General features: G+C 62.6%; 17 protein-coding genes. 6 read left to right on the top strand and 11 right to left on the bottom strand.

What is annotated here, in order from left to right:
- The first annotated feature begins 25 nt into the window (after positions 1–25).
- From ffh to rimM, 5 genes are all read left to right on the top strand, one after another.
- Entirely contained in the window at positions 26–1,645 is a 1,620-nt protein-coding gene (ffh, locus tag CRD59_RS01545; RefSeq protein ID WP_113852849.1) for a signal recognition particle protein, read from the top strand.
- Between the two features lie 9 nt (positions 1,646–1,654).
- Positions 1,655–2,722: an endonuclease/exonuclease/phosphatase family protein gene (locus CRD59_RS01540; protein ID WP_127920923.1), complete on the top strand. Its 1,068-nt coding sequence runs from the start codon at positions 1,655–1,657 to the stop codon at positions 2,720–2,722.
- Between the two features lie 267 nt (positions 2,723–2,989).
- Positions 2,990–3,487, top strand: a complete 498-nt coding sequence (gene rpsP / locus CRD59_RS01535; protein WP_113852847.1) for a 30S ribosomal protein S16 — start codon at positions 2,990–2,992, stop codon at positions 3,485–3,487.
- 41 nt (positions 3,488–3,528) lie between these two features.
- Positions 3,529–3,762, top strand: coding sequence for an RNA-binding protein (locus CRD59_RS01530; protein WP_113852846.1), 234 nt, complete (start codon positions 3,529–3,531; stop codon positions 3,760–3,762).
- A gap of 23 nt (positions 3,763–3,785) precedes the next feature.
- Positions 3,786–4,376, top strand: a complete 591-nt coding sequence (gene rimM / locus CRD59_RS01525; RefSeq protein ID WP_113852982.1) for a ribosome maturation factor RimM — start codon at positions 3,786–3,788, stop codon at positions 4,374–4,376.
- A 98-nt stretch (positions 4,377–4,474) separates the two neighbouring features.
- On the opposite strand, the gene CRD59_RS01520 is transcribed toward rimM, so the two are convergent.
- The 3 genes from CRD59_RS01520 to CRD59_RS01510 are packed head-to-tail and all read right to left on the bottom strand — an operon-like array spanning position 4,475 to position 7,741.
- Positions 4,475–5,212 carry a LutC/YkgG family protein gene (locus CRD59_RS01520; RefSeq protein ID WP_113852845.1) on the bottom strand — a complete coding sequence of 246 codons (738 nt, stop codon included), beginning with the start codon at positions 5,210–5,212 and terminating at the stop codon, positions 4,475–4,477.
- Positions 5,205–6,965, bottom strand: coding sequence for a LutB/LldF family L-lactate oxidation iron-sulfur protein (locus CRD59_RS01515; protein ID WP_201736514.1), 1,761 nt, complete (start codon positions 6,963–6,965; stop codon positions 5,205–5,207). Before CRD59_RS01515 ends, CRD59_RS01520 begins: the two co-directional genes overlap by 8 nt.
- A complete protein-coding gene (locus CRD59_RS01510) occupies positions 6,962–7,741 on the bottom strand; it encodes a (Fe-S)-binding protein (protein ID WP_113852844.1) in 780 nt (259 codons plus the stop codon). The genes CRD59_RS01515 and CRD59_RS01510 overlap by 4 nt, the downstream gene beginning before the upstream one ends.
- A gap of 318 nt (positions 7,742–8,059) precedes the next feature.
- On the opposite strand from CRD59_RS01510, the gene trmD reads away from it, so the two are divergent.
- Positions 8,060–8,989 (top strand): tRNA (guanosine(37)-N1)-methyltransferase TrmD, encoded by a 930-nt coding sequence (gene trmD / locus CRD59_RS01505; protein WP_113852843.1) that lies wholly within the window; start codon positions 8,060–8,062, stop codon positions 8,987–8,989.
- A gap of 38 nt (positions 8,990–9,027) precedes the next feature.
- On the opposite strand, the gene rsmD is transcribed toward trmD, so the two are convergent.
- From rsmD to CRD59_RS01465, 8 genes are all read right to left on the bottom strand, one after another.
- Positions 9,028–9,636 (bottom strand): 16S rRNA (guanine(966)-N(2))-methyltransferase RsmD, encoded by a 609-nt coding sequence (rsmD, locus tag CRD59_RS01500; protein WP_113852842.1) that lies wholly within the window; start codon positions 9,634–9,636, stop codon positions 9,028–9,030.
- Between the two features lie 73 nt (positions 9,637–9,709).
- Positions 9,710–12,238 carry an ATP-dependent DNA helicase RecG gene (locus CRD59_RS01495; protein ID WP_113852841.1) on the bottom strand — a complete coding sequence of 843 codons (2,529 nt, stop codon included), beginning with the start codon at positions 12,236–12,238 and terminating at the stop codon, positions 9,710–9,712.
- A gap of 117 nt (positions 12,239–12,355) precedes the next feature.
- Positions 12,356–12,550 (bottom strand): 50S ribosomal protein L28, encoded by a 195-nt coding sequence (rpmB, locus tag CRD59_RS01490; RefSeq protein WP_113852840.1) that lies wholly within the window; start codon positions 12,548–12,550, stop codon positions 12,356–12,358.
- Positions 12,551–12,792: 242 nt separating this feature from the next.
- Positions 12,793–14,103 carry an MFS transporter gene (locus CRD59_RS01485; protein WP_113852839.1) on the bottom strand — a complete coding sequence of 437 codons (1,311 nt, stop codon included), beginning with the start codon at positions 14,101–14,103 and terminating at the stop codon, positions 12,793–12,795.
- On the bottom strand, positions 14,100–16,250 hold the full coding sequence (locus tag CRD59_RS01480) for a beta-galactosidase (protein WP_113852838.1): 2,151 nt from the start codon (positions 16,248–16,250) through the stop codon (positions 14,100–14,102). Before CRD59_RS01480 ends, CRD59_RS01485 begins: the two co-directional genes overlap by 4 nt.
- 172 nt (positions 16,251–16,422) lie before the next feature.
- Complete coding sequence (locus CRD59_RS01475; protein WP_113852837.1) at positions 16,423–17,430, bottom strand: LacI family DNA-binding transcriptional regulator; 1,008 nt, start codon at positions 17,428–17,430, stop codon at positions 16,423–16,425.
- A gap of 131 nt (positions 17,431–17,561) precedes the next feature.
- Entirely contained in the window at positions 17,562–19,379 is a 1,818-nt protein-coding gene (locus CRD59_RS01470) for an ABC transporter ATP-binding protein (protein ID WP_113852980.1), read from the bottom strand.
- Between the two features lie 124 nt (positions 19,380–19,503).
- Positions 19,504–21,273 (bottom strand): ABC transporter ATP-binding protein, encoded by a 1,770-nt coding sequence (locus CRD59_RS01465; RefSeq protein ID WP_113852836.1) that lies wholly within the window; start codon positions 21,271–21,273, stop codon positions 19,504–19,506.
- Between the last annotated feature and the right edge of the window lie 94 nt (positions 21,274–21,367).

The raw sequence follows: 21,367 nt of genomic DNA, 5'->3' as shown, positions 1-21,367 counted from the left end.
GGGCGGCCGGTAGAATTGGTGCATTATGGCTGCTTTTTCTTCTTTGACCGATAGGCTGTCGAACGCCTTTACGCACTTGCGCTCCAAGGGCAAGCTGTCCGAGGCCGACATCGACGGCACCATCCGCGAGATTCGCCGCGCCCTGCTTGACGCCGATGTGTCGCTCGATGTGGTCCGCTCCTTCACCGCGAAGGTGCGCGAACGGGCCCTGGGTGCCGAGGTGTCCGAGGCCCTGAATCCGGCCCAGCAGGTCGTCTCGATCGTCAATGACGAGCTGACCGCCATCCTGGGTGCCGGCGTGGATCGGCCGCTCAATTTCGCCAAGAACCCACCCACGGTCATCATGCTGGCCGGCCTTCAGGGCGCCGGTAAGACCACCCTGGCCGGCAAGCTCGGATACTGGCTCAAAGATGCGGGCCATACCCCCCTGCTAGTGGCGGCCGACCTGCAACGGCCCAACGCCGTCACCCAGCTGCAGGTGGTGGGCGAGCGCGCCGGCGTGCCGGTATACGCCCCCGAACCCGGCGTGCAGACCGAGAGCTCGGACGTGGTCTCCCCCGGCCAGGCCACCGGTGACCCGGTGCAGGTGGCGCGCGATTCGATAGCCCTGGCCAAGTCTAAACTCTACGACACGGTCATCATCGATACCGCCGGCCGCCTGGGCGTGGACCAGGAGCTCATGCAACAGGCGCGCGACATTCGCGACGCGGTCCAACCCGACGAGATCCTCTTCGTGATCGACGCCATGATTGGCCAGGACGCGGTGCAGACCGCCAAGGCCTTCGACGAAGGCGTGGACTTCACCGGCGTGGTACTCTCCAAGCTCGACGGCGACGCCCGCGGCGGTGCGGCACTGTCGGTGGCGTCGGTGACCGGCAAGCCCATCCTCTTCGCCTCCAACGGCGAAGGTTTGAAGGACTTCGAGGTCTTCCACCCCGACCGCATGGCCTCCCGCATCTTGGACATGGGCGACATCCTGACCCTGATCGAGCAGGCCCAGCGCGAGTTCGACGAGGAGGAGTCCCGCAAGGCCGCGGAGAAGATGGCCGAAGGGTCCTACGGTCTGGACGACTTCATGAACCAGCTGCAGCAGGTGCGCAAGCTGGGTTCCCTCAAGTCCATCCTGGGGATGATCCCCGGCATGGCGCAGCACCGCAAGGAGCTGGAACAGTTCGACGAGAAGGAGATCGACCGCACCGAGGCCATCATCAACTCGATGACCCCCAGGGAACGGCGTGAGCCCGGCATCATCGACGGTTCCCGCCGCGCCCGTATCGCCTACGGCGCCGGCGTGACGGTCTCGGCCGTCAACGGTCTTCTGCAGCGCTTCGAGCAGGCTTCCAAACTGATGAAACGGATGACCAATGGAGCCCGACAGATGCCCGGCATGCCTGGTTACGGCGGCGGCAAGAAAGGCAAGAAGGGCAAGAAGGGCAAGAAGAAAGGCAAGTCCCGTTCCGGCAACCCGATGAAGCGGGAGGCCGAGGAGAAGGCCCTGCGCGAGCGCCTGTCCGGCGGCAAGGGCTCGCAGTCCACCTCGGGCGGTTCAGCCTTCGCCAAACCGCAGACCCCGCAGATGCCTGCCGGTATGCCCGAGATCCCACCCAACCTGGGTGGTGGCCTGGGCGGCCTGTTCGGAGCCTGAGCCGCTTCCGTGTCTTCCTTACTATGGCCCCTGCTGGGCCTGTGCGCCCTATGGATGGCCTTACGCTACCTGCCTGCGGGTTGGGACTGGCACCGGCCCCTGCCCGAACTTATCGCCCTGGTGCCGTTCCTGAGCGCCCCAATCATGATTGTGTTGGCCTGGGCCCTGGTCGTGGCCGCCTGGCCCCAGGCCGTCGCCGCCACCCTTTTACTGACCCTGGAGGCCGTCTGGGCCCTCCCCTTCCTGCTGCATCTGCCCAAGCCGCTGCTGGCGCTCTCCGCCCTGCCTGCCTCGGCCCAGCCCGGGCCAAGCGCACCGGCCGGCACGGCTGACCCGGACGACCCCGCCGCATCCCTGACCCTGATGACCCTGAACTGCAAATACGGCCACGCGGACGCCAAGGCCATCGTCTCCGCGGTCAGGCAGCGGGGGGTGGACCTACTCGCCCTGCAGGAGGTCAGCACCGGGCTGCTCGAACGACTCCACGCCAACGGCCTGGACGCCCTACTGCCCTATGGGGTCTCCGGCCCCGCCACCCGCGACGACAACGGTGGCTTCAACGCCCTCTTCTGTGCGATCGACCCCCGGGAGAGCAGCCCCCAGTCGGTCCCCCTGCCCGCCTCGGCGGTGCCGACGATGACCCTGCCCGCCCTGGGAGGCTCCATTGTCGCCGCCTCGGCCCACCCCAAATCACCCCAGCGCGGCGGCGCCAATTGGGGCAGCTCGATCCAGGCCTTGGCCGGTCTGAGCCCAGCGGCCCCCTCGACCCCTGCCAGGGCCTCGGCCCGCCGTCTCGCCGGACAGGCCGATGAGGCCATCATCATGGGCGACCTGAACTCCTCGCTCTTCCACCCCTCCTTCCGCAGGCTCCTGGCCGACGGCCGCCTGCTGGACGGCGCGGTGGCCCTTCACCGGGGCCTCTACCCCACCTTCCCGGCCTCATACCCGATCGTGCCTCCCATGATCGAGATCGACCACGTCCTGCTCACCCCAGGCCTGTCCATCCAATCCCTGCACGCTTTCCACATCCCCTCCACCGACCACCAAGCCCTCCTGGCAAAGATCGTCGCTTCCTGAGACCAGCCAGCCTCAAGGCATCCGGAAGCCCCCCCCCCCGCCGATCGGCGATTGGATCCACATCCGGCCGCCCTCCCGGGGCCTTCCCTGGTCCGGCGATATCCACACACCTGTGGCACAGGCTTATCCGGGCGGTGCGGTATAATTTTGCTGTTATTCGTGTGGACGGGCCCTCTCATACCGTTTGCATGAGGAACACGTGGTGGATGGATTCCATGCCCCACATAGGATTCGGACACCGCATTTCTAGCTACAAGGAGAGCCGTTTTGGCAACCAAGATTCGCCTGAAGAGAATGGGCAAGAAGTTCTACGCCTTCTACCGCGTGGTCATCGTTGATTCGCGCAAGAAGCGCGACGGCAAGGTGATCGAGGAGATCGGCACCTACGATCCGAACACCCAGCCTTCTACGATCAAGATCAAGTCCGAGCGCGCTCAGTACTGGCTCGGCGTGGGTGCACAACCCAGTGAGCCGGTGCTCAACCTGCTCAAGATCACGGGCGACTGGCAGAAGTACAAGGGCCTGCCCGGCCAGGAGGGCACTTTGAAGATGCCCAAGGCCGAGATGGACGCCCAGGCGCGCATCGAACAGGCAGAGGCCGAAGCCCAGAAGCTGAAGGCCAAGAAGTCCGAGGCCGAGGCGAAGGCCAAGGCAGAGGCCGAAGCCAAAGCCCCCAAGGCCGACGAGGCCGAGACCGCCGATGCAACGGCTTCCGTCGAGGCAGCCGCCCAGTCCGGCCAAGAGGAGAACCCCGCAGCCGAGTGATTCGGCCCTGGGTCCCATCAGCGTTTGGAGGAGTGATTCAAGTGCTCGCACAGGCAGTCGAACATCTGATCAAGAACATCGTCGATTTCCCCGACGATGTCTCGGTGCGCTCCCATGAGAACGCCCGTGGGGAACTCCTGCGGGTGCGGGTCAACCCTGAGGACATCGGGCGCGTGATCGGGAGGAGCGGACGGACGGCCAACGCCATCCGCACCGTGGCCCAGGCCATCTGCGACCACAAGATTCGTGTCGACATCATGGATGTCCGCCGGTGAGCGCGACCGACACAGCCGAACGCATGAACGCAGACCCTCAGCAACCCAGATTGCTGAGGGTCTGTCGTATCGGCCGCGCCCAGGGCCTGAAGGGCGAGGTGAACGTGTTCGCCTTCACCGACGAGCCGGAACGACGCTTCTCCCCCGGTTCCGTCCTGACAGTGGCCGATGGCTCGCGCCCCTTCACCGTCGTCTCCTCCCGCCGCTTCAGAAACCGCTGGATCGTACACTTCCAAGGCATCGACGACCGCACCGCCGCCGAGGCGCTGTCCGCTATCGAGCTCTACGTGCAGCCCGACCCCGAGGAGGAGGCAGCCGACGACGACGCCTGGTATCTGGAGGACCTGGTGGGCCTGGAGGTCCGGATGGCCCCCGGAAACGGGCTTGGACGGCCCGCTGACGAGCTGGTCGGCCGCGTCGGGTCGGTGATCGACTCCAGCGCCCAGCAGCTCCTCGAGGTATCCATGGAAAGCTCCATAACACCCGCCGACGTCGACGGCCATCCTTCGACCGGCCTGGTCCCCTTCGTGGAGCAGCTGGTCCCAGAGGTGGACCCCGAGGCCGGCTATATCGGTATCGATCCGCCCAAGGGCCTCCTGCCGGGCTTGGACTGAGCGCCAGACCGGCCGGCACGACCCCGAAGGGAACCACAGGGCCCCGCTGAGTACCGATGTCTCAGCGGGGCCCTTTCACGCGCCTGCAAAGGCTCGCCCTACATGTCCTCCACAACCAGGTAGGTCATGTCGAGTGGACCGTGGACCCCCACGACCAGCACCATTTCGATGTCGCCGGTGTTGGAGGGGCCGGTGATGATGTTGATGTTCGAGGTCTTGAGCTCGCCGGCCTTCATGGCCTTGTCGTAGCGGTCCATGGCCTGCCGGGAGCGCGGCAGGATGCAGGATTTGCGTACGATGGCCAGGTAGTGGACCGGCAGGAAGTGGAAGGCCCTGCCCTGGCCCGGAGTGGTGGCCGTGGTGATGGAGCCGGATTCGGCCAGCATGTAATCGGCGAAGGCAATGGCCGCGCCTGCATGCTCGGCGGCGTCGATGTTGGCCTGTCGGCCCGCGCCCGGCCGCCAGAAGGTAGGCGTCGGGTCCTCAAGCCCATCCCGCCATGACTCCAGTCCGAAGTCGGCAAAGAGGTCCGAGGTGGGCAGGAGCAGGCGGTCATGCCCGTTCGCCTGGTATGGCTCATCCGCGTTGTCCGTGATCTTGTCCTTGATGAACGTGTCCAGCACGCCTGGCAGCTTGGCCTTGGTCGTGGTCTGGAAGTGGGCGTTGACCGCCTCGCTGTTCTTCCGGGCGATCCGGAGCAACTCATCCTGGCTCTTGCCGGACAGGGTCGTCTCGGGCAGGTCATTCACCGGCACAAGGGGGTTGTCCCCCAACAGGTGACGGGGGCGTCCGCTTCGTTCCGCAAGATGGTTCAGAAAGGTCTCGCGATCAGTCATGCTGCTGGGTTCCTTCCTGCCGCGAGGCAGCGTCGGCGATGTCGTTGCCGTCTATGTGGCTGCCTTCGGGCACATGTTCCTGGGACAGCGAAGCGGCCCTGGCCCCTACCCGTTCGGACACCTTGTCCTGCCCTTGGGCGTGCGCCTGCACTTCGGTGATCGGGCGACCGTCCTGATAGTAGCCATCGGCCTTCAGGACGGGCTCCCCCACGGATCCGGAGGCGCGGGGATCCCTCGGCGCCTGGGGCACGGTGGCTTTCATGCCCCCCTGCATGGCCTGCTCTCTCTTGTGCTCACGGAACCAGGTCCGGAAGTTCTTGGAGTGGGCCGGCGGATCGGGCAGGTCGCGCACCTTGGTCCAACCGCCGAAAACGAAGGGCATCCACTCCAGGTGCCTGCCGTTGGAGTACAGGTTCTCCGCGGTCTCCGGCCGCTTTTTCTGCAAGGGCGTCAGCATGGCATGGTCCATGCCCAGCGCTGTGCGGAAGAGCGAGGAGTGCCCCGTTCCCAGGCCCACCACGCGCATTACCGCATCGTCGACCAACTTGCTCTGATGCAGGTCGTCCATCTCGATCTGGCGGTGCTTGATCAGCAGCTTGTGCAGCGGGATCTTGACCGGGCAGGTGGCTGTGCATGCCGCGCACAGGGAACAGGCATAGGGCAGGTCGGGAAAGTCGTCGTAGTTGCCTTGCAGGACGGGTGAGAGGACGGAACCGACCGGACCCGGGTAGATGGAACCGTAGCCGTGACCGCCGATGTGGCGGTAGACCGGGCAGACGTTCAGGCAGGAGGCACAGCGGATGCACTGCAGTATGGGCTCGAAGTCGGTGCCCAGGGCGTTGGAACGGCCGTTGTCGATGATGACGACGTAGAACTCCTCGGGGCCGTCGGCCTCGCCGTCCACCTGCCGGGAGGTGAAAGTGCAGTAAGTGGTGATCTTCTGGCCCACTGCGGATCGGGCGAGCATGTTGTCGATGGTCTCGGCCTCGCGCATGCCGGGTACGATGCGCTCCATACCCATGCACACCACCTGGATCTTCGGGATGGCCATGCACAGGTCCGCGTTGCCTTCGTTGGTGTCCAGGTTGATCATGCCGTTGTCGGCCACGGCGAAATTGCAACCGGTGATCGACATCTCGTTCCTGAGGAAGCGCTCGCGCATGACCTTGCGGGCGAAACGGGCCAGGTGCTGGGGGTCGTTGTCCCCCTCGTAGCCCAGTTTCTTCATGAAGACCTCACGCACCTGGTCACGGTCCTTGTGGATGGCGGGGAACACCAGGTGGGTGGGCTCGTCCCAGTCGTCCTGTTGCAGGATGAACTCGGCCAGGTCGGTCTCCAGGAGGTTCATCCCCTCGATTTCGAGCAGCGCCTTGTCGACACCAATCTCGGAGGTGACCATGGACTTGGACTTGACGACGTTCCTGACCTGTTTTTCCCTGGCCAGGTTCACAATGAAGTCACGCGCCTCGACATCCGTCTGCGCGAAGAAGACGCGGCCGCCGTTCTTCTCGACGTTGTCGGAGAACTCCTCCAGGTAGTCGGGCAGGTAGCGCACGGTGTGCTGGCGAATCTGCTCGCCCAGGCTGCGCCAGTCCTCCCAGTTGCCCAGCTCCTGGCGCGCCGCCTCGCGCTTGATCCACTGCGCATCCTGGGCCTTGGCCACGGCCTTCTGGGCGAAGGTGTCCTCCTCGGACTCCTTGAGCCTGGTCAGGAAATCGTGGTCGCTGTTGCGAATCATCGTTGCTGTCTTCATGCCAGCACCCCCTCCTTCTCCCGGGTGTCCACATAGGTCACACGACTCAGGTCCACGTTGTGGTTGAGTACCTCGGCCAGGTGCATGATCGTGATTTTCTCGCCCCGGCGGTTGAAGCGGCCGCCGATGTTCATCAGGCAGCCCGGGTCGCAGGATATCAGGACGGATGCGTTCGTTGAGATCACATCGTTGACTTTCTCATCCACCATCTGCCTGGAGATCTCCGGCTCCTTCATCGAGAACATACCGCCGAAACCGCAGCAATTCTCGATATGCGGCAGAGGGATCATCTTCAGATCCTTGACATGGTCAAGCAGCACGAATGGGCTGGTGCGCTCCCCCAGCAGCCGCGTCATGTGGCAGGAGCGGTGGTATGTGGCCACAGCGTCCAGTTCGGCGCCTGCGTTTTCGACACCGAGCACCCGGTAGAGGAACTGGGAGAATTCATAGGTCTTGTCGGCCACCGCCTGGGCCTTGGCCTGGTATGCGGGTTCGCCCTTGAGATGGAAGGGCAGCTCCTTGAGCATGTTCACGCACGAGCCGGCAGGCCCCACGATGTAGTCGGCGTCCACACTCAGCAAAGCGTCGACCTCGTTGTGCATCACGTGCTTGGTCTCCGCGATATAGCCGGAGTTGAAGGTGGGCTGCCCGCAGCAGATCTGCCGCATGGGCATGAAGGTCTCACAGCCGAAACGCTCCAGCACCTCGACCATGGCCTTGCCTACGTTCGGGAACATCAGATCCACCACGCAGGTGGAGAAGATGACGACTTTCATGCCTACCCCTTTGGTGTCGCATATATCCATGTATCCACGTACCGCTCCACGGCAGCCCGCGCATCGATAGGGGCACTGGGCCCGTTCCAGCGCGTACATCCGAAAACGACCGGGCCCATACGGCGTTGATGGGCCACAGTCAAGAGCACACCCAACAATCATCTCACCGCTTAAGGCCCTTGACACCCGGTTTCAGGACAATCTTCATAATTCGTGGTGTGACCTATGCCACTCTCAAGCCCTGGTGGGCGTCCCCCGACAGCCCAGACCGACCCGTTCAGCGGCGACCGGGACCGGGGAGGCCGCTAGAGTGAGGGCATGAAGATCGACATCGTTTCCGTGTTTCCCGAATACTTCGACGTGATGCGTCTGAGCCTGCTGGGCAAGGCCCAGGATAAGGGCCTGCTAGACGTGCAGACGCACAACCTGCGCGACTGGACCCACGATGTGCACCATTCGGTCGACGATACGCCGGTGGGTGGCGGGGCAGGCATGGTCATGAAACCGCAGGTCTGGGCCGAATGTCTGGACGAATTGCTCGGGGTGGACGCATGCGACGTACAAGCGCGGCACGCGGATACCGTATCGGCCCATGGGTCGGATGAGGCCAAGGGAAGACCCGCGACCGCCGACGGCAAGCCTGTGCTCATCTTCCCGAACCCGTCCGCGCCCCTGTTCACCCAGTCCGACGCCACGGAGCTGGCGCAGGTGGACCGTCTGGTCTTCGGATGCGGCCGCTACGAAGGCTACGATGCCCGCATTCCTGACTACTACCGGTCGCAAGGCTTCGACGTACGCGAATACTCCATCGGCGACTACGTGCTCAACGGTGGTGAGGTGGCGGTCTCGGTCATGATGGAGGCCATCACCCGCCTACTGCCCGGATTCATGGGCAACCCGGAGTCGATTGTGGAGGAGTCCTACACCGGAGACGAGCCCCTCCTGGAATACCGCCAGTACACCCGGCCCACCAGCTGGCGCGGGATGGTGGTACCCGAGATACTGACCTCCGGCGACCACGGCAGGGTGGACCGTTTCCGGCGCGACGAATCGTTGGAGCGCACCTCCCGCATCCGACCGGACCTGGTCGAGCGCCTGGACTGCCGGCGCCTGGACAAGAAGGACAAAGCCAAACTGGAGGAACTGGGATGGCAGACCGAGGGTCGCCACCCCCGGCAGGCGGCGGCCGGCAAGGTCGGAGGACCCGAATCCAAGACACCTGCCCGGCCGGCGCGCCAGGCGGACTGACACCAAGAAGAACCCAGCCCTGCCGGCGTCAGGACCGGCTATCCGGCGGCTTCACCGGTCCTGGCATGCTCGATATAGTGGACGACCGTCTCCCCGTAGGCCCTGGACTCGGTCAGGGTCCAACCCCGGGGCGGCCGTGGCGGCTGCGAACGGCTGGAGCGTTCCAGGATGATGACGCTGCCGGCACCGACCATGCACCCGTCCACGAGGGCGTCCACAATCGCGTCGCACTGTGGGGCCCCCAACCCATAGGGCGGGTCCATGAAGACCAGGTCGAAAACCTGTGCGCCGCCGGCGCCCCGCTGTCCACTGAGCGCGTACCGCTCGGCTTTGAGCGGCAGCACCTGGGCCCTGTCGTCCGGCTCCCAGGCCGGGGAGGCCTTGAGCCTGGACAGGCTGTCTCCGATCAGGGAGGCGGCCTTACGGGAGGCCTCCACGGCCACCAACGTCTTGGCCCCACGCGACAGGGCCTCGAAACCCAGGGCTCCGGTGCCGGCGTACAGGTCGAGCACGCGGGCGCCGTCAAGTGCCCCCCAAGCGTCCAGGCGGGAGAACATAGCCTCCTTGGTGCGGTCCGTCGTGGGACGGGTTCCCTTGAGGGCCGACGGTATGGGCAGCCCCTTGAACCTGCCTGCTATGATTCGCATCCTCATCCTCCCACTTCAATCACATGACGATATCCACTGATAGCCGGCGTCCTGATATCGCCGGAACCGGCGCTCAGGTGGAGGTCAGGAAAGCCTCGTTGCCCCGCATGAAGTCCAGGGCGGCGCCTGCCAGCTCCACCTCCCCCGTGAGCTTCGGATCCTTTGCCAGCAGGGCCTGGGCCTGCTCGCGCGCCCGGGCGATGACCTTGGCATCCTTGACCACCCGCAGGAGTTTCAGGGAGGAGCGGCCGCCGGACTGGGCGTCCCCCAGCACGTCGCCCGCGCCGCGGATCTCGATGTCGGCCTCGGCGATTTCAGCACCGTCGGTGGAGGTGCGGATGACTTCCAAGCGTCGGGCTGCAGGTGATCCAGGCTCGGCCCGCGAAATCAGGAAGGCCCAGGAGTCCGTGCCGCCACGGCCGACCCGGCCACGCAGCTGGTGAAGCTGGCTGAGACCAAACCGGTCCGCATCGAAGATCACAATGACCGAGGCCTCGGGCACATCCACCCCCACCTCAATCACAGTGGTGGCCACCAGGACAGGCGTCTTGCCGGAGGAGAAGTCGGCCATCACCCGGGTCTTGGCCTCATCGTCATCGCGGCCGGTCAAGCTGGCCATGCCGATACCGGCGAACTGGGGCAGGGAGGACAGGCGCCGGCTCATCTCTTCAACCGAATGCAGGGGCGGTTGGGGTTCACCGCCCTCCTCCTCTTCTCCGTAGGGATCGATCAGGAAGTCGCCTTCCTCCTTATCGCCAGCCGTCCGTCCCTTCCCTTTGCCCTTTGAGGCCGTGTCCAGGGCGGCGTCGTCCCCGTCCTCCTCGATCCGCGGGCAGACGACATAGGCACGCTCCCCCGCTTCGATCCGCTTACGGATGTGCAGGAACATGGCCGCCATGGTCCTTGCGTCCGCCTCCGGGACCACGAATGTTCGGACAGGCTTGCGTCCACCGGGCAGTTCGGTCAGCAGGGATATGTCCAGGTCGCCGAACCAGGTCATGGCGGCTGTGCGCGGGATGGGCGTCGCTGTCATGACCAGCAGGTGGGGAGCCTTGTCGGACTTACGCCGCAGGGTCTCGCGCTGTTCCACGCCGAAACGGTGCTGTTCGTCGATGACAGCCAGGGCCAGGTGGGGAGCCTGGAATGTCTTGGAGAAGGCGGCATGGGTGGCGATCACGATGCAGGGCTCCCCGGAGGCCGGGACGGCCAGGGCCCGCCGCCGCTCGGCCAGCCTCATGCCTCCTGTCAGCAGGACGAGAGGCACCGGCGCCGAAGCATTCACATGGGTTCGTCCATCATCGTCGGGGCGCTCGGCGTCCTCACCTGCCGGGGAACCCCCGGAAGCCAAGGCGTCCAGCATCCGCCCGATGGATTCGTAATGCTGCTCGGCCAGCACCTGCGTAGGCGCCACCAACACGGCCTGGTATCCGGCATCGACGGCCTGGAGCATGGCGGCCAGCGCCACCACGGTTTTGCCGGACCCCACCTCGCCCTGAAGGAGGCGCTGCATGGGATATTCCTGGGCCATGTCCTCCTGGATGCGGCCGATCACGGCCCGCTGGCCGCCCGTCAGCTCGAAAGGAAGGGAGTCCACGAACCGCCTGACCAGGGAGTCGGGCCCCGGCGGCGGGCATGAGTATGTGGATACCGCGCGTGCATCCTCCCTACTGCGCAGCAGGGCGGTCTGGGAGACGAAGGCCTCCTCGAAACGCAAGGTGCGCAAGGCCCGGCGGAAGTCGTCGACCGTATCCGGGTCGTGCATGCCCAGAAAGGCCTGCGCGCGGTGCTCCAAGCCGTTTTCCATGCGTACGGGTTCGGGCAGAACGTCCGGCACGGCGCGCGCGAAGGCCCCAGCGTCGATCGGTGGTTCCTGGATCTGCCCATCCGGAACCGGCGAGGAGGTGCCCGATCCGGATTGGATGCCGCCGGATGCGCCCCCGCCACCGGCATCCTCCTGACCCCTGGCCGCCAGCAGGCGGATGAAGCCGAGTATGGTGTCATGGATGTGTTCGGAGGAGATGCGGGAAGAGGCGTGGTAGACGGGCCGGGGGCGGGAGACCTTGGCCAGGGCCCGGTCCACCGAATCGGCGTCCGGCCGGATCGAGGCAGGAACCGGGTCGCCCGCCTCCCCATCGCCGGCCGAGACCAGCAGCACCTCCGGATGGGTGAATTGCAGCTGGTCGTTGAACACCGAGGGATCGCCCGCCAGGACCACCTGGGCGCCTGGCTTGAGGCGCATGATCATCCAGTCCATATAGGACTTGCGGTGGGAGAAGAAGACCAGACGGGCCTTGGATCCGGCCGCACCCCGGGCCTGGGCGAAGTCGTCATCGGAAACGGTCGCATCCAGACGAAAGCCCCTCCTGCCCCCCATGGGCACCACCCGGGCCTGCTCCACCCTGGCCGCGAAAGCCGCAGGGGCGCCCAGTTCCACCGAACCTATGGGGCATACCGGCACCGGGTCGGTCACACGGAAGGGATAGTAGGTCAGGGCATCGCCCACGGTCTCGAGCCCCAGGGATTTAAGCGCGCTGACCCGCCTCTTGTTGCTCAGCAGGTTCGAGATCGCGCTGTCCGCACTGATCGCTGCGCTCGTCGGCATGTCTCCTCCTGTGCCCCCGACTATATCCGAGCCCCCGGAGCCCGGGCCGTATACGAAAAGACCCCCAGGGCCTAAGCCCTGAAGGGTCCGAAGTATCGCTGGAAAACCGCCCGGCAATCAGGCGGCCACGCGCTGCACCTTACCGGCCTTGATGCACTTGACGCATACGCGGACACGAACGTTCTCGCCGTCGACCACGGTGTGCACGGACTGCAGGTTCGGGCGGAAGACGCGCTTATTGCGGATATGCGAATGCGAAACACTGTAACCAGAGCGCGGGCCTTTGCCGCACACTGCGCAACGAGCTGCCATGATGACTCCCTTTGACGTCGTTCTTCCAAGTCCTACCGTGCGTTGGGCGAGCAGCTCGAAGCCACGGCTCAAACACACAACTTTCTCAAAATACCACATCTGCCGGCCCCGGGCAAGCCGGCACCGCCGCGGTGTCGCCCTCCGGGAGGCGTAAATGCATATATCTCAATGCGGCCGAAATGCATTCACGCCCATTCTCGAATAAAGGCAGTGCTAACTCACCGCCATACCAGCCATGGCTCCTATCTGACCTTGCGGATAAAGAAGACCAGGATTACGCCCATGAGGGCCAAGCCTGCGGCCAACGGAAAGATTCCACGATAGCCGAAATATTGAATGACGGCGGCGGAGAAGATTGGCCCGAACACCTGCCCACCATTATTTGCGATGTTGAGTATGCCCAAATCCTTCGCGGCAGTGCGCGGGTCCGGGAGCACCTCGATGTTCAGCGCCTGGTCCACGGAGTTGAACATGCCCATGCCGATGCCGACGATCAGTGCGTAAACCAGCATGATATAGGGCTCATGCGTCAGGTAGGGGACATACGAGCCGAGTGCAATCAGAATACCCGAAACGATAACTGGCATCTTACGCATCTTCAACTTGTCAGAAACAGGACCAGCCACTATGCACAATACTATGGCCGTAACCATCATAATCATTGAGATTGCAGAAACGTAACCCTGCAAGGTCTTACCCTTAAGCAGGATGTAGTCTGTCAGGATATATAACTGGTAGCCCGAAATCGCAAATGAGGCAGTCTGCATACACAGCTTGCCAAAGAGCGCCAGGTAATAGTCACGGACATGCTTGGTCGGAAAGACAAAGTTGTCGGAGAAAGTGCGCAGAGTGACCTTTGGCACTGACATCCCCTTCGTGGACTGTTCACGCAGGATCAGCGCGGCAACAGGTCCTGAAAGGAGTGACATGACCGCCATTACGACGAACCCCGTCTTTGGTATGGGCAGGAAGAAGGAGGCCAGCATCTGTCCACCATATTGCCCCGCAGAGTTCCCTAGCGCATACACAGACGAGATTGTCCCACGGTATTTGGGCGAAGTTCTGTCCGCAATGACTGCAATCAGGGGTGCAACAATCATATTGAGGAAAATCATATAGACCGAGTCCGAAAGCACCACTTGCCACACCTGGGTGCATTGAGCCCAGAAGAGCATGCAAACGAATGTGCCGACAGAGCCGGCGACAATCCATGGTGTGCGCCGACCCCAGCGCGAACGCGTACGGTCCGACAGACCTCCCTCGATGACGTTCGCAATTGTTGAGACAATCATGGCAACCGTAGACATGAGCGCAATGTCCGCGGTCTTGTGAGCGGGATCAATCCGGGCAACTTGCTGGGGCACCAAAACGCCAACCAAACCCAAATAAGGACCTAACCACAGCAGGACACCGATAGCAAGCGCCACGCCTGTCCTCACTGGAATCTTGAGTTGTTGATCATCAGTAGGGGTGACCCAGCTCGGGTGTTCTGCCAGACCCACTGAATCGCTATTATAACTGAATGCGTTGGCTTGGGGATTACGATGCGTCATGCTGCCACCTCATTATTGTTTGCCCGCATGTCATGAGGTTCACCCAATTCCTGCAAGACAGCCACGTCCCAAGCACCAAGCTCAACAGTGCCGACATTGGTGGCACCATTCAGCTCGGCGCACTTGACAGGCAGACGAACTTCTTGTTCCTGCCAATCCCAGTTGAAGAGGAAATGAATCCTATACCCACTACTATTGACGGCAGAAGAATGTGTCACACTTTCGGGCAGGTAAGCCCATGGATTGCTCGGAAGCGCGTAGTCAAAAATCGACGCGGCAAGTTCTGTATTAGGAACCGTGCCCACGACCGTCAACCGGCCTTTGTCAACGTTCTCCGTAGTTATCAGCGGGAATTGAGCAAAGTGAGGATGACTGTTCCTGGCAAGAATCCGCGCTCCTTCGCTGCGCAGACAGTCCACCCACTCAGTAGCCGCAGCCCCATTACGGAGCTCGAAGTCACTGTCAACCGATGCGACGGACAACGGTGCACTGATGTTCGAAAACTCCTGGTAGGACACCTTAGCCATATCACTGATTTGAGAGGGCTTGATATCCAACCTGGGTCTGGCAAGCCAGTCGGCGTAAGTAGAGCGAGGCCCCAGAATCAGATGGCCGCCCGCCAAAACGTAATGCTTCAGCCAGGTCAACATCGCCTCTGTGGATATGTACATGCCAGCTACGACAAATACAGGGTTCTTTGCGGCGAAGCTCTCAGGATCCACGACCGTTTCTCCGGTGCCTGCATCCACCAATTGGATATCTTGGACCATCCGCACCTGACGTCTCGCCGCATAAGCCCCTTGGTAAAATGCCTCAAGCAAATGATCATATGCCTTCGGGTTACGCACCATATGGGGGTCAGCGGTTCCATCGGCGGACATGTATGGCTCATAGGACAATCCCCAACGCGAATTTACCGAATACAGAATCGCCACATCAGCGTCTGGTGTCAAATCCGTGACCCTGCTGCCCGACCGGCTGAGTTCAGCACCCAGCTGCGCTATTTCTTCATATACACGGCCTGGGTTCCGGTCATGCGGCAGGATGCCGCCCCAGTAGGTCTCAGTCCCATAGTGGAGTTGCTGCCAGTGCCAGTATTCAATCAGGTCGGCGCCGCGTGAGATGAACTGCCAAGCAGCTTGCCGCCATTGGCCGTGATAACCCGGCCGGTTGTCGGCGGATCCTCCTACCGGCCCCCCATCTGTTTCGAGCACGAAGAAGGGTTCCTGCTTCAACGAGTAGGTACGGTCCGCCATCAGTGCTAAGGACCAGGGGCCACTTGCATACCAAGCGCCGGCTGCAGGGTCAAAATCAGGGTATTTGAGCCCATCCTGCATGCGGTAATAGGGGTCGGAACCCGCAATGTCCAGTTGCCTAGAGGCCGTTCCCTCGTCCACGGCCTCACGTCCGAGCGCAAAATTGACCGTAATGAACTGATCCGGACGACAATGCGCCTGAATGAGTTCCCTCTGCCATGTCAGCATCTCATCGGTCAGCTGTGCCTGATAGCGTCTCCATTCGATATCGTACTGCGGCTGGGCATTGCCCTGCGGTTGCCAGAGATCATCCCATGTCGAAAGCTCATGGGACCAGTAAGCCAGCCCCCACTCCTTATTCAGTCGCTCTACTGAACCATACCGGTGACGCAGGTAGTCCTTGAAGCCTTCGAACGCGTCACGCGAGTAGTTCAGGTGCAGTCCGGGCTCATTATGCAGCTGCCAGCCAATGACAGCAGGGTGATTGGAATAGCGCTCTACGATCTTCCTCATCATCCGTGAGGCCAGAAAACGGAAGACGGGGTGACTGTAACTGTGCTCTTCGCGACCGCCGAAAGGCAGGACGTTATCTGTCCCGTCAGTAATCGCAATCTCCGGGTACTTCCTTACCACCCACTGCGGAATGGCAAAGGTGGGCATGCCGATAATTGCCTGAATACCATTCTCCTGCGCTTTGTCTAGGACCGGCTGCAACCAGTCCAGACTGAACTTACCGTCCTCAGGCTCCCAGTGCGACCAGCTGCCCTCACCCACACGGATTAGGTTCATATTCGCCTCACGCATGAGCCGCATATCCTCGTCGAGATTGGTTGTAGGCTGGTATTCGTCGTAATATGCCGCGCCGAACAATATATGATCGCGTGTCTTCATCGACCTGCTCCTTTTAAGTGAACGTTCACTTTGTACTATACAATCGAGCCGGCTTTTTGAATTTGATGATTGCCGCAAAGGTTCTCACGCCGTTGCTGAACCGACAACAACATAGTATGTACGTTCACATTGACTGTCAATTCTGGCAAGCATACAACCTGAACCGGCTTTATCAACCATGCCTAGTTGATTCACGCACAATCAGCTGCGGCCGGCTTAAGAACCGAGTGGCGGAAGACCCGGCCACCATGGACATGACACAAGAAACAGCCTGCCGACCTATGAGCGAAAAATCCTGCCGCAGGCTAGTCAACGCCGGAATCGTATATGAACACATGGTGACATCGTCAAAGCCCGCCACCAAGACCTTGGACGGAACACTGATCCCCTTCTCATACAAGGCCCTTACCAGCCCCATGGCCATCTGATCATTGGCAGCAAATACCGCATCGGGCAGGTCCAGCGCCAATTCACACCCCGCCGCATATCCTGATGCTTCGCTCCAATCCCCCCGATACAGGCGTCCAGCAGTCAAATGGTGCCGTGCCTCAGCATCCAACCATCCTTCCAGCCGTTCCTCCGAAGAATACCAACCCTTGGGCCCAGCGATATGATCAACCCGCCCCGCCCCCTGACAGACCAGATGGTCCAATACCATGCGCACACCCAACTTCTGGTCGACATCGACCACGGCTATACCCGGAGTGTTAACACGGGAAGAACCGATGCTCACAATAGGCAGATCCACAACAGCCTGCACTGCGGATTCGACCCACGTCTCGGTGGCGATGATGACAATGGCCGCGATATCGAAACCAAGCAGCTTGTCGACCGATCTACTCACATCGTAGCTATGCGTGTTGCGCAGTAGAGCCGTCTTCACAAAGAACCCCTGCTCAGATGCAGCTTTCTCCACCTCCCAGAGTATCCGGCTGGGGCCATACTCATTCGTATCAGGCGTGAGAATGCCTATGCAATTTGAAGCCGCACTCTTCAATGCCCGAGCATTTTCATTGCGATGGTAGCCGGTACTCGCAATAGCTTGCTCCACAGCTGCCAGGGTCGCCGGACGTACGCTCTCCGGCCTATTCAACACCCTAGAGACCGTCTGATGGGAAACGCCTGCCATACGCGCCACATCAACTATCGACACCGAACGGCTCTTGCCCTTTCGCTGCATGCCTACCCAACCCTATCCAACTTATTCCGGAAACTGTAGACTCCAAAAATCTCAGCCTTTTGAAAGGTTACATCGGCCCCCTTCCACCAGCACCTCCGACCCTTTGGTATCGAAGTCGAATGCAGGTTGCCTCAGGCCAGGAGCTCTGCCGAAGCGAACTGGCTGTTGTACAGGTCGGCGTAGAAACCGTTCTGATCCAGCAGCTCCTCGTGGGTGCCGCGCTCGATGATCCGACCGTGGTTCATGACCAGGATCAGGTCGGCGTCGCGGATGGTGGAGAGGCGGTGGGCGATCACGAAGGAGGTGCGGCCCACGGTCAGGGCGTCCATGGCCTTTTGGATCAGCTCCTCGGTCCGGGTGTCCACGGACGAGGTGGCTTCGTCCAGGATCAGGATGGGGGCGTCCTGGACCATGGCACGGGCGATGGTCATCAGCTGCTTCTGCCCCTGGGAGAGTGCGTTGTCATCGGTCAGCACCGTGTCATAGCCCTGGGGCAGGGTTCGGATGAAGCGGTCGAGCCCCACGGCTTTGCAGGCGGCGACCACCTGCTCGTCGGAGACCCCTTCCTTGGCATAGATGATGTTCTCCTTGACCGTGCCGCGGAAGACCCAGGTGTCCTGCAGGACCATGGCGAACTGGTCGTGCACGTTCCAGCGGGGCAGGTCCTTGGTGGAGACCCCGTCGATGCGGATGTCGCCGGAATCCAGCTCGTAGAAGCGCATGAGCAGGTTGACCATGGTGGTCTTGCCGGCTCCGGTCGGGCCCACCAGGGCCACCTTCTGCCCGGGCTTGGCGTAGGCGGTGAAGTCGTGGATCACCGGGTGCTTGCCGTCGTAAGAGAAGGTGACATGATCGAAGTCCACGCGGCCCTTGACCGGCTGGCCGTCCCCTCCCAGCAGGGCCTGCTTGCCGGACTCGTCGGACATCTCCTCCTCGTCCAGGAAGCCGAAGACACGCTCGGAGGCGGCCGCGGTGCGCTGCAGGTTCTGGAAGGCCTGGGCGAACTGGCTCAGGGGCTGGGTGAACAGGCGGATGTACATCATGAAGGCCACGATCACGCCGAAGGAGATCTTGCCGTTCAAGGCCAGGGAGGCTCCCACCACGCACACGGCCACATAGCCGAAGTTGCCCACGAAGTTCATCAGCGGCATCATCAGCGAGGAGAGGAACTGGGACTTCCAGCCCGAATCGTAGAGGTCGGCGTTGTAGCGCTCGAACTCCTTGATCGAGTCCTTCTCGCCCGAGTAGGCCTTGACGATCACGTGGCCCGAGTACTTCTCCTCCACATGGCCGTTCACGTCGCTCAGGGCGATCTGCTGGCGGACGAAGTACTTCTGGGAGAAGCGCATGATGACCACCATCAGGATGGCGCCGATCACCGCGGAGCCGATGGCCACCACGGTCATGATCACATCGTTGGCGAACATCATGATCAGCGAGCCCACGAAGGTGGTGATGGAGATGACCAGGGAGCCCAGGCTCTGCCCCAGGGTCTGGCCGATGGCGTCCACATCGTTGGTGATGCGGGAGAGCACGTCGCCGTAGGAGACCTTGTCGAAGTACTTGAGCGGCAGGCGGTTGATCTTCGTGGAGATCGCCTCGCGCAGGCCCTGGGCCGTGCGCTGGGTGATGGTGGCCATGATCCAGGATTGCACGTATGTCAACAGGGCGTATCCCACGTAGAGCCCGACCAGGACGAAGCAGATGCGCTCCACGTAAGCCAGGTCGATGGAGCCCAGGACCGGGCGGCCGTGCACGATGGCCGGCATGCCCTTGGCGATGGCGTCGGTGACCTTCTTGAGCCAGTCGGGCCCTATGATCTGGCAGGCCGCGCCCACCGCGCCGAAGATGAAGGCCACAATCACAGCCGGGATGTAACGCTTGGAGAAGCGCCCCAGCTGCTTCATGGCCTGGCCGAAGCTCTCGGGCTTCTCGACCGGCCCGCGCATGGGGCCGTGTCCGCCCCTGGACGGCTTGGCGACCGTCGAACCTTGTGCTGTACTCATCGTGCTTTCAAACTCCTTGTAAACGTCGTTAAGACTGACTGCCCACACAGCGAACCATGCGGCCGGTTCACGCGGCCAGCTCCTTTTCGGTCAGCTGGCTCTTGGCGATCTGCTGGTAGACCTCGCAGGACTTGAGCAGCTCCCGGTGGCTGCCCTTGCCGACCACCTTGCCCTGGTCGAGCACGATGATCTGGTCGGCGTCCATGATGGTGCCGATGCGCTGGGCCACGATCATGGTGGTGGTGCCCTTCATTTCCCGCTTGATGGCGTCGCGCACCTGGCGGTCGGTCTTGAAGTCGAGCGCGGAGAAGGAGTCGTCGAAGATCAGGATCTCGGGCTTGCGCCACAGGGCCCGGGCGATGGAGAGGCGCTGCTTCTGCCCGCCGGACACGTTGGAGCCGCCCTGGGAGATGGCCGCCCGGTAGGTGTCGGGCATACCGGAGACGAACTCGTCCGCCTGGGCCACGGTCGCGGCCTGCTCCACCCGCTCCAGCTTCTCCTCCTCCGGCATGCCCTCGGCCAGGTCGCCGTAAGCCACGTTCGACTCGACCGTGCCGCGGAACATGAAGGACCGCTGGGGCACATAGCCGATCTTGTCGCGCAGGGCCTTCACCTGGTAGTCGCGCACGTCCACGCCGTCCACCAGCACCTGCCCGGCGGACACGTCGGCGAATCGGGGCACCAGGTTGATCAGGGTGGATTTGCCGGAGCCGGTGGAGCCGATGAAGGCCACGGTCTGGCCGCGCCCAACCGAGAAGTCCACGTGCTCCAGGATGGGGGCCGCGGCGCCGGGGTAGGTGAAGGAGACATCGCGGAAAGCGACCTCGCCGACCTCGCCCGGCTTGCCGGCGCTTTCCTTGCCGTCGGTGACGGAGGGCTTGGTGTCCAGGACCTCCATGATGCGGTGGGCGGAGACGTCGGCGCGGGGCCACAGGACGAAGACCATGCTCATCAGCAGGAAGCTCATGATGACCTGCACCGCGTACGAGGAGAAGACCACCATGTTGCCGAACAGGGTGATGCGGTCGCGGAAGCCGGCGGCCGAGATCAGGTAGGCGCCGATCCAGTAGACGGCCAGCATCAGGCCGTTCATGATCGTGTTCATCATCGGCATCATCACGGCCATGGCGCGGGTGGTGGACAGCTGGGTGCCGGTCAGCTCGTCGTTGGCGGCGGTGAACTTGTCCTCCTGGTAGTCTTCGGCGTTGTAGGCGCGCACGACCCGCAGGCCGGTCAGGTTCTCACGGGCCACCTGGTTGATGTTGTCGGTCAAGGTCTGCATGCGCTTGAACTTGGGCATGACGTAGAGCATGAGCAGGCCGACGACGACCAGCAGGATGGCGACGGCGATGCCGGTGGCCAGGGTCCAGTCGAAGCCCTTGCCCGCGATCTTGCAGACAGCCCAGACGGCCATGATCGGAGCCTTGATCAGCATCATCAGGCCCATCACGATGAACATCTGCACCTGGGTCACGTCGTTGGTGGAGCGCGTGATCAGCGAGGCCGTGGAGAAGCGGCCCAGCTCGGCGGTGGAGAAGGATTCCACCTTGGCGAACTCCAGCGAGCGCAGATGCCGGGAGAATGACGAGGCCACGCGCACCGCGAAGTAGGAGGTGAGCACCGCGCACAGCAGGGAGAGGAAGGATACCAGGAGCATCTTGCCGCCGGCCTTCCAGATCTCGCCCATCTGGCTGCCCGGCGTCTCCACCTGGCGGGTGATGTCGGCCATATAGTCCGGCAGTTTGAGGTCCAGCCACACCTGCGCGACGACGAAGGCGACGACCAGCACCAGCTGGGCCAGCTCCGTCTTGGACAGGTATCGACAGATTCGTATCATCTCGTCTTTTCCTTCTGTGCTATCTGCTGGTGGGCGGCGGACCGCCCGTTCTTGCTCGACCGACTGCATGGCCCGGCCCTGGGGCCATGGCTAC

Origin of the sequence: Bifidobacterium xylocopae (assembly GCF_003315615.1) — a bacterium.
Classification (GTDB): domain Bacteria; phylum Actinomycetota; class Actinomycetes; order Actinomycetales; family Bifidobacteriaceae; genus Bombiscardovia; species Bombiscardovia xylocopae.
The sequence above is the reverse complement of the archived record's forward strand: the minus strand, read 5'-3'. Positions and strand labels throughout refer to the sequence as shown.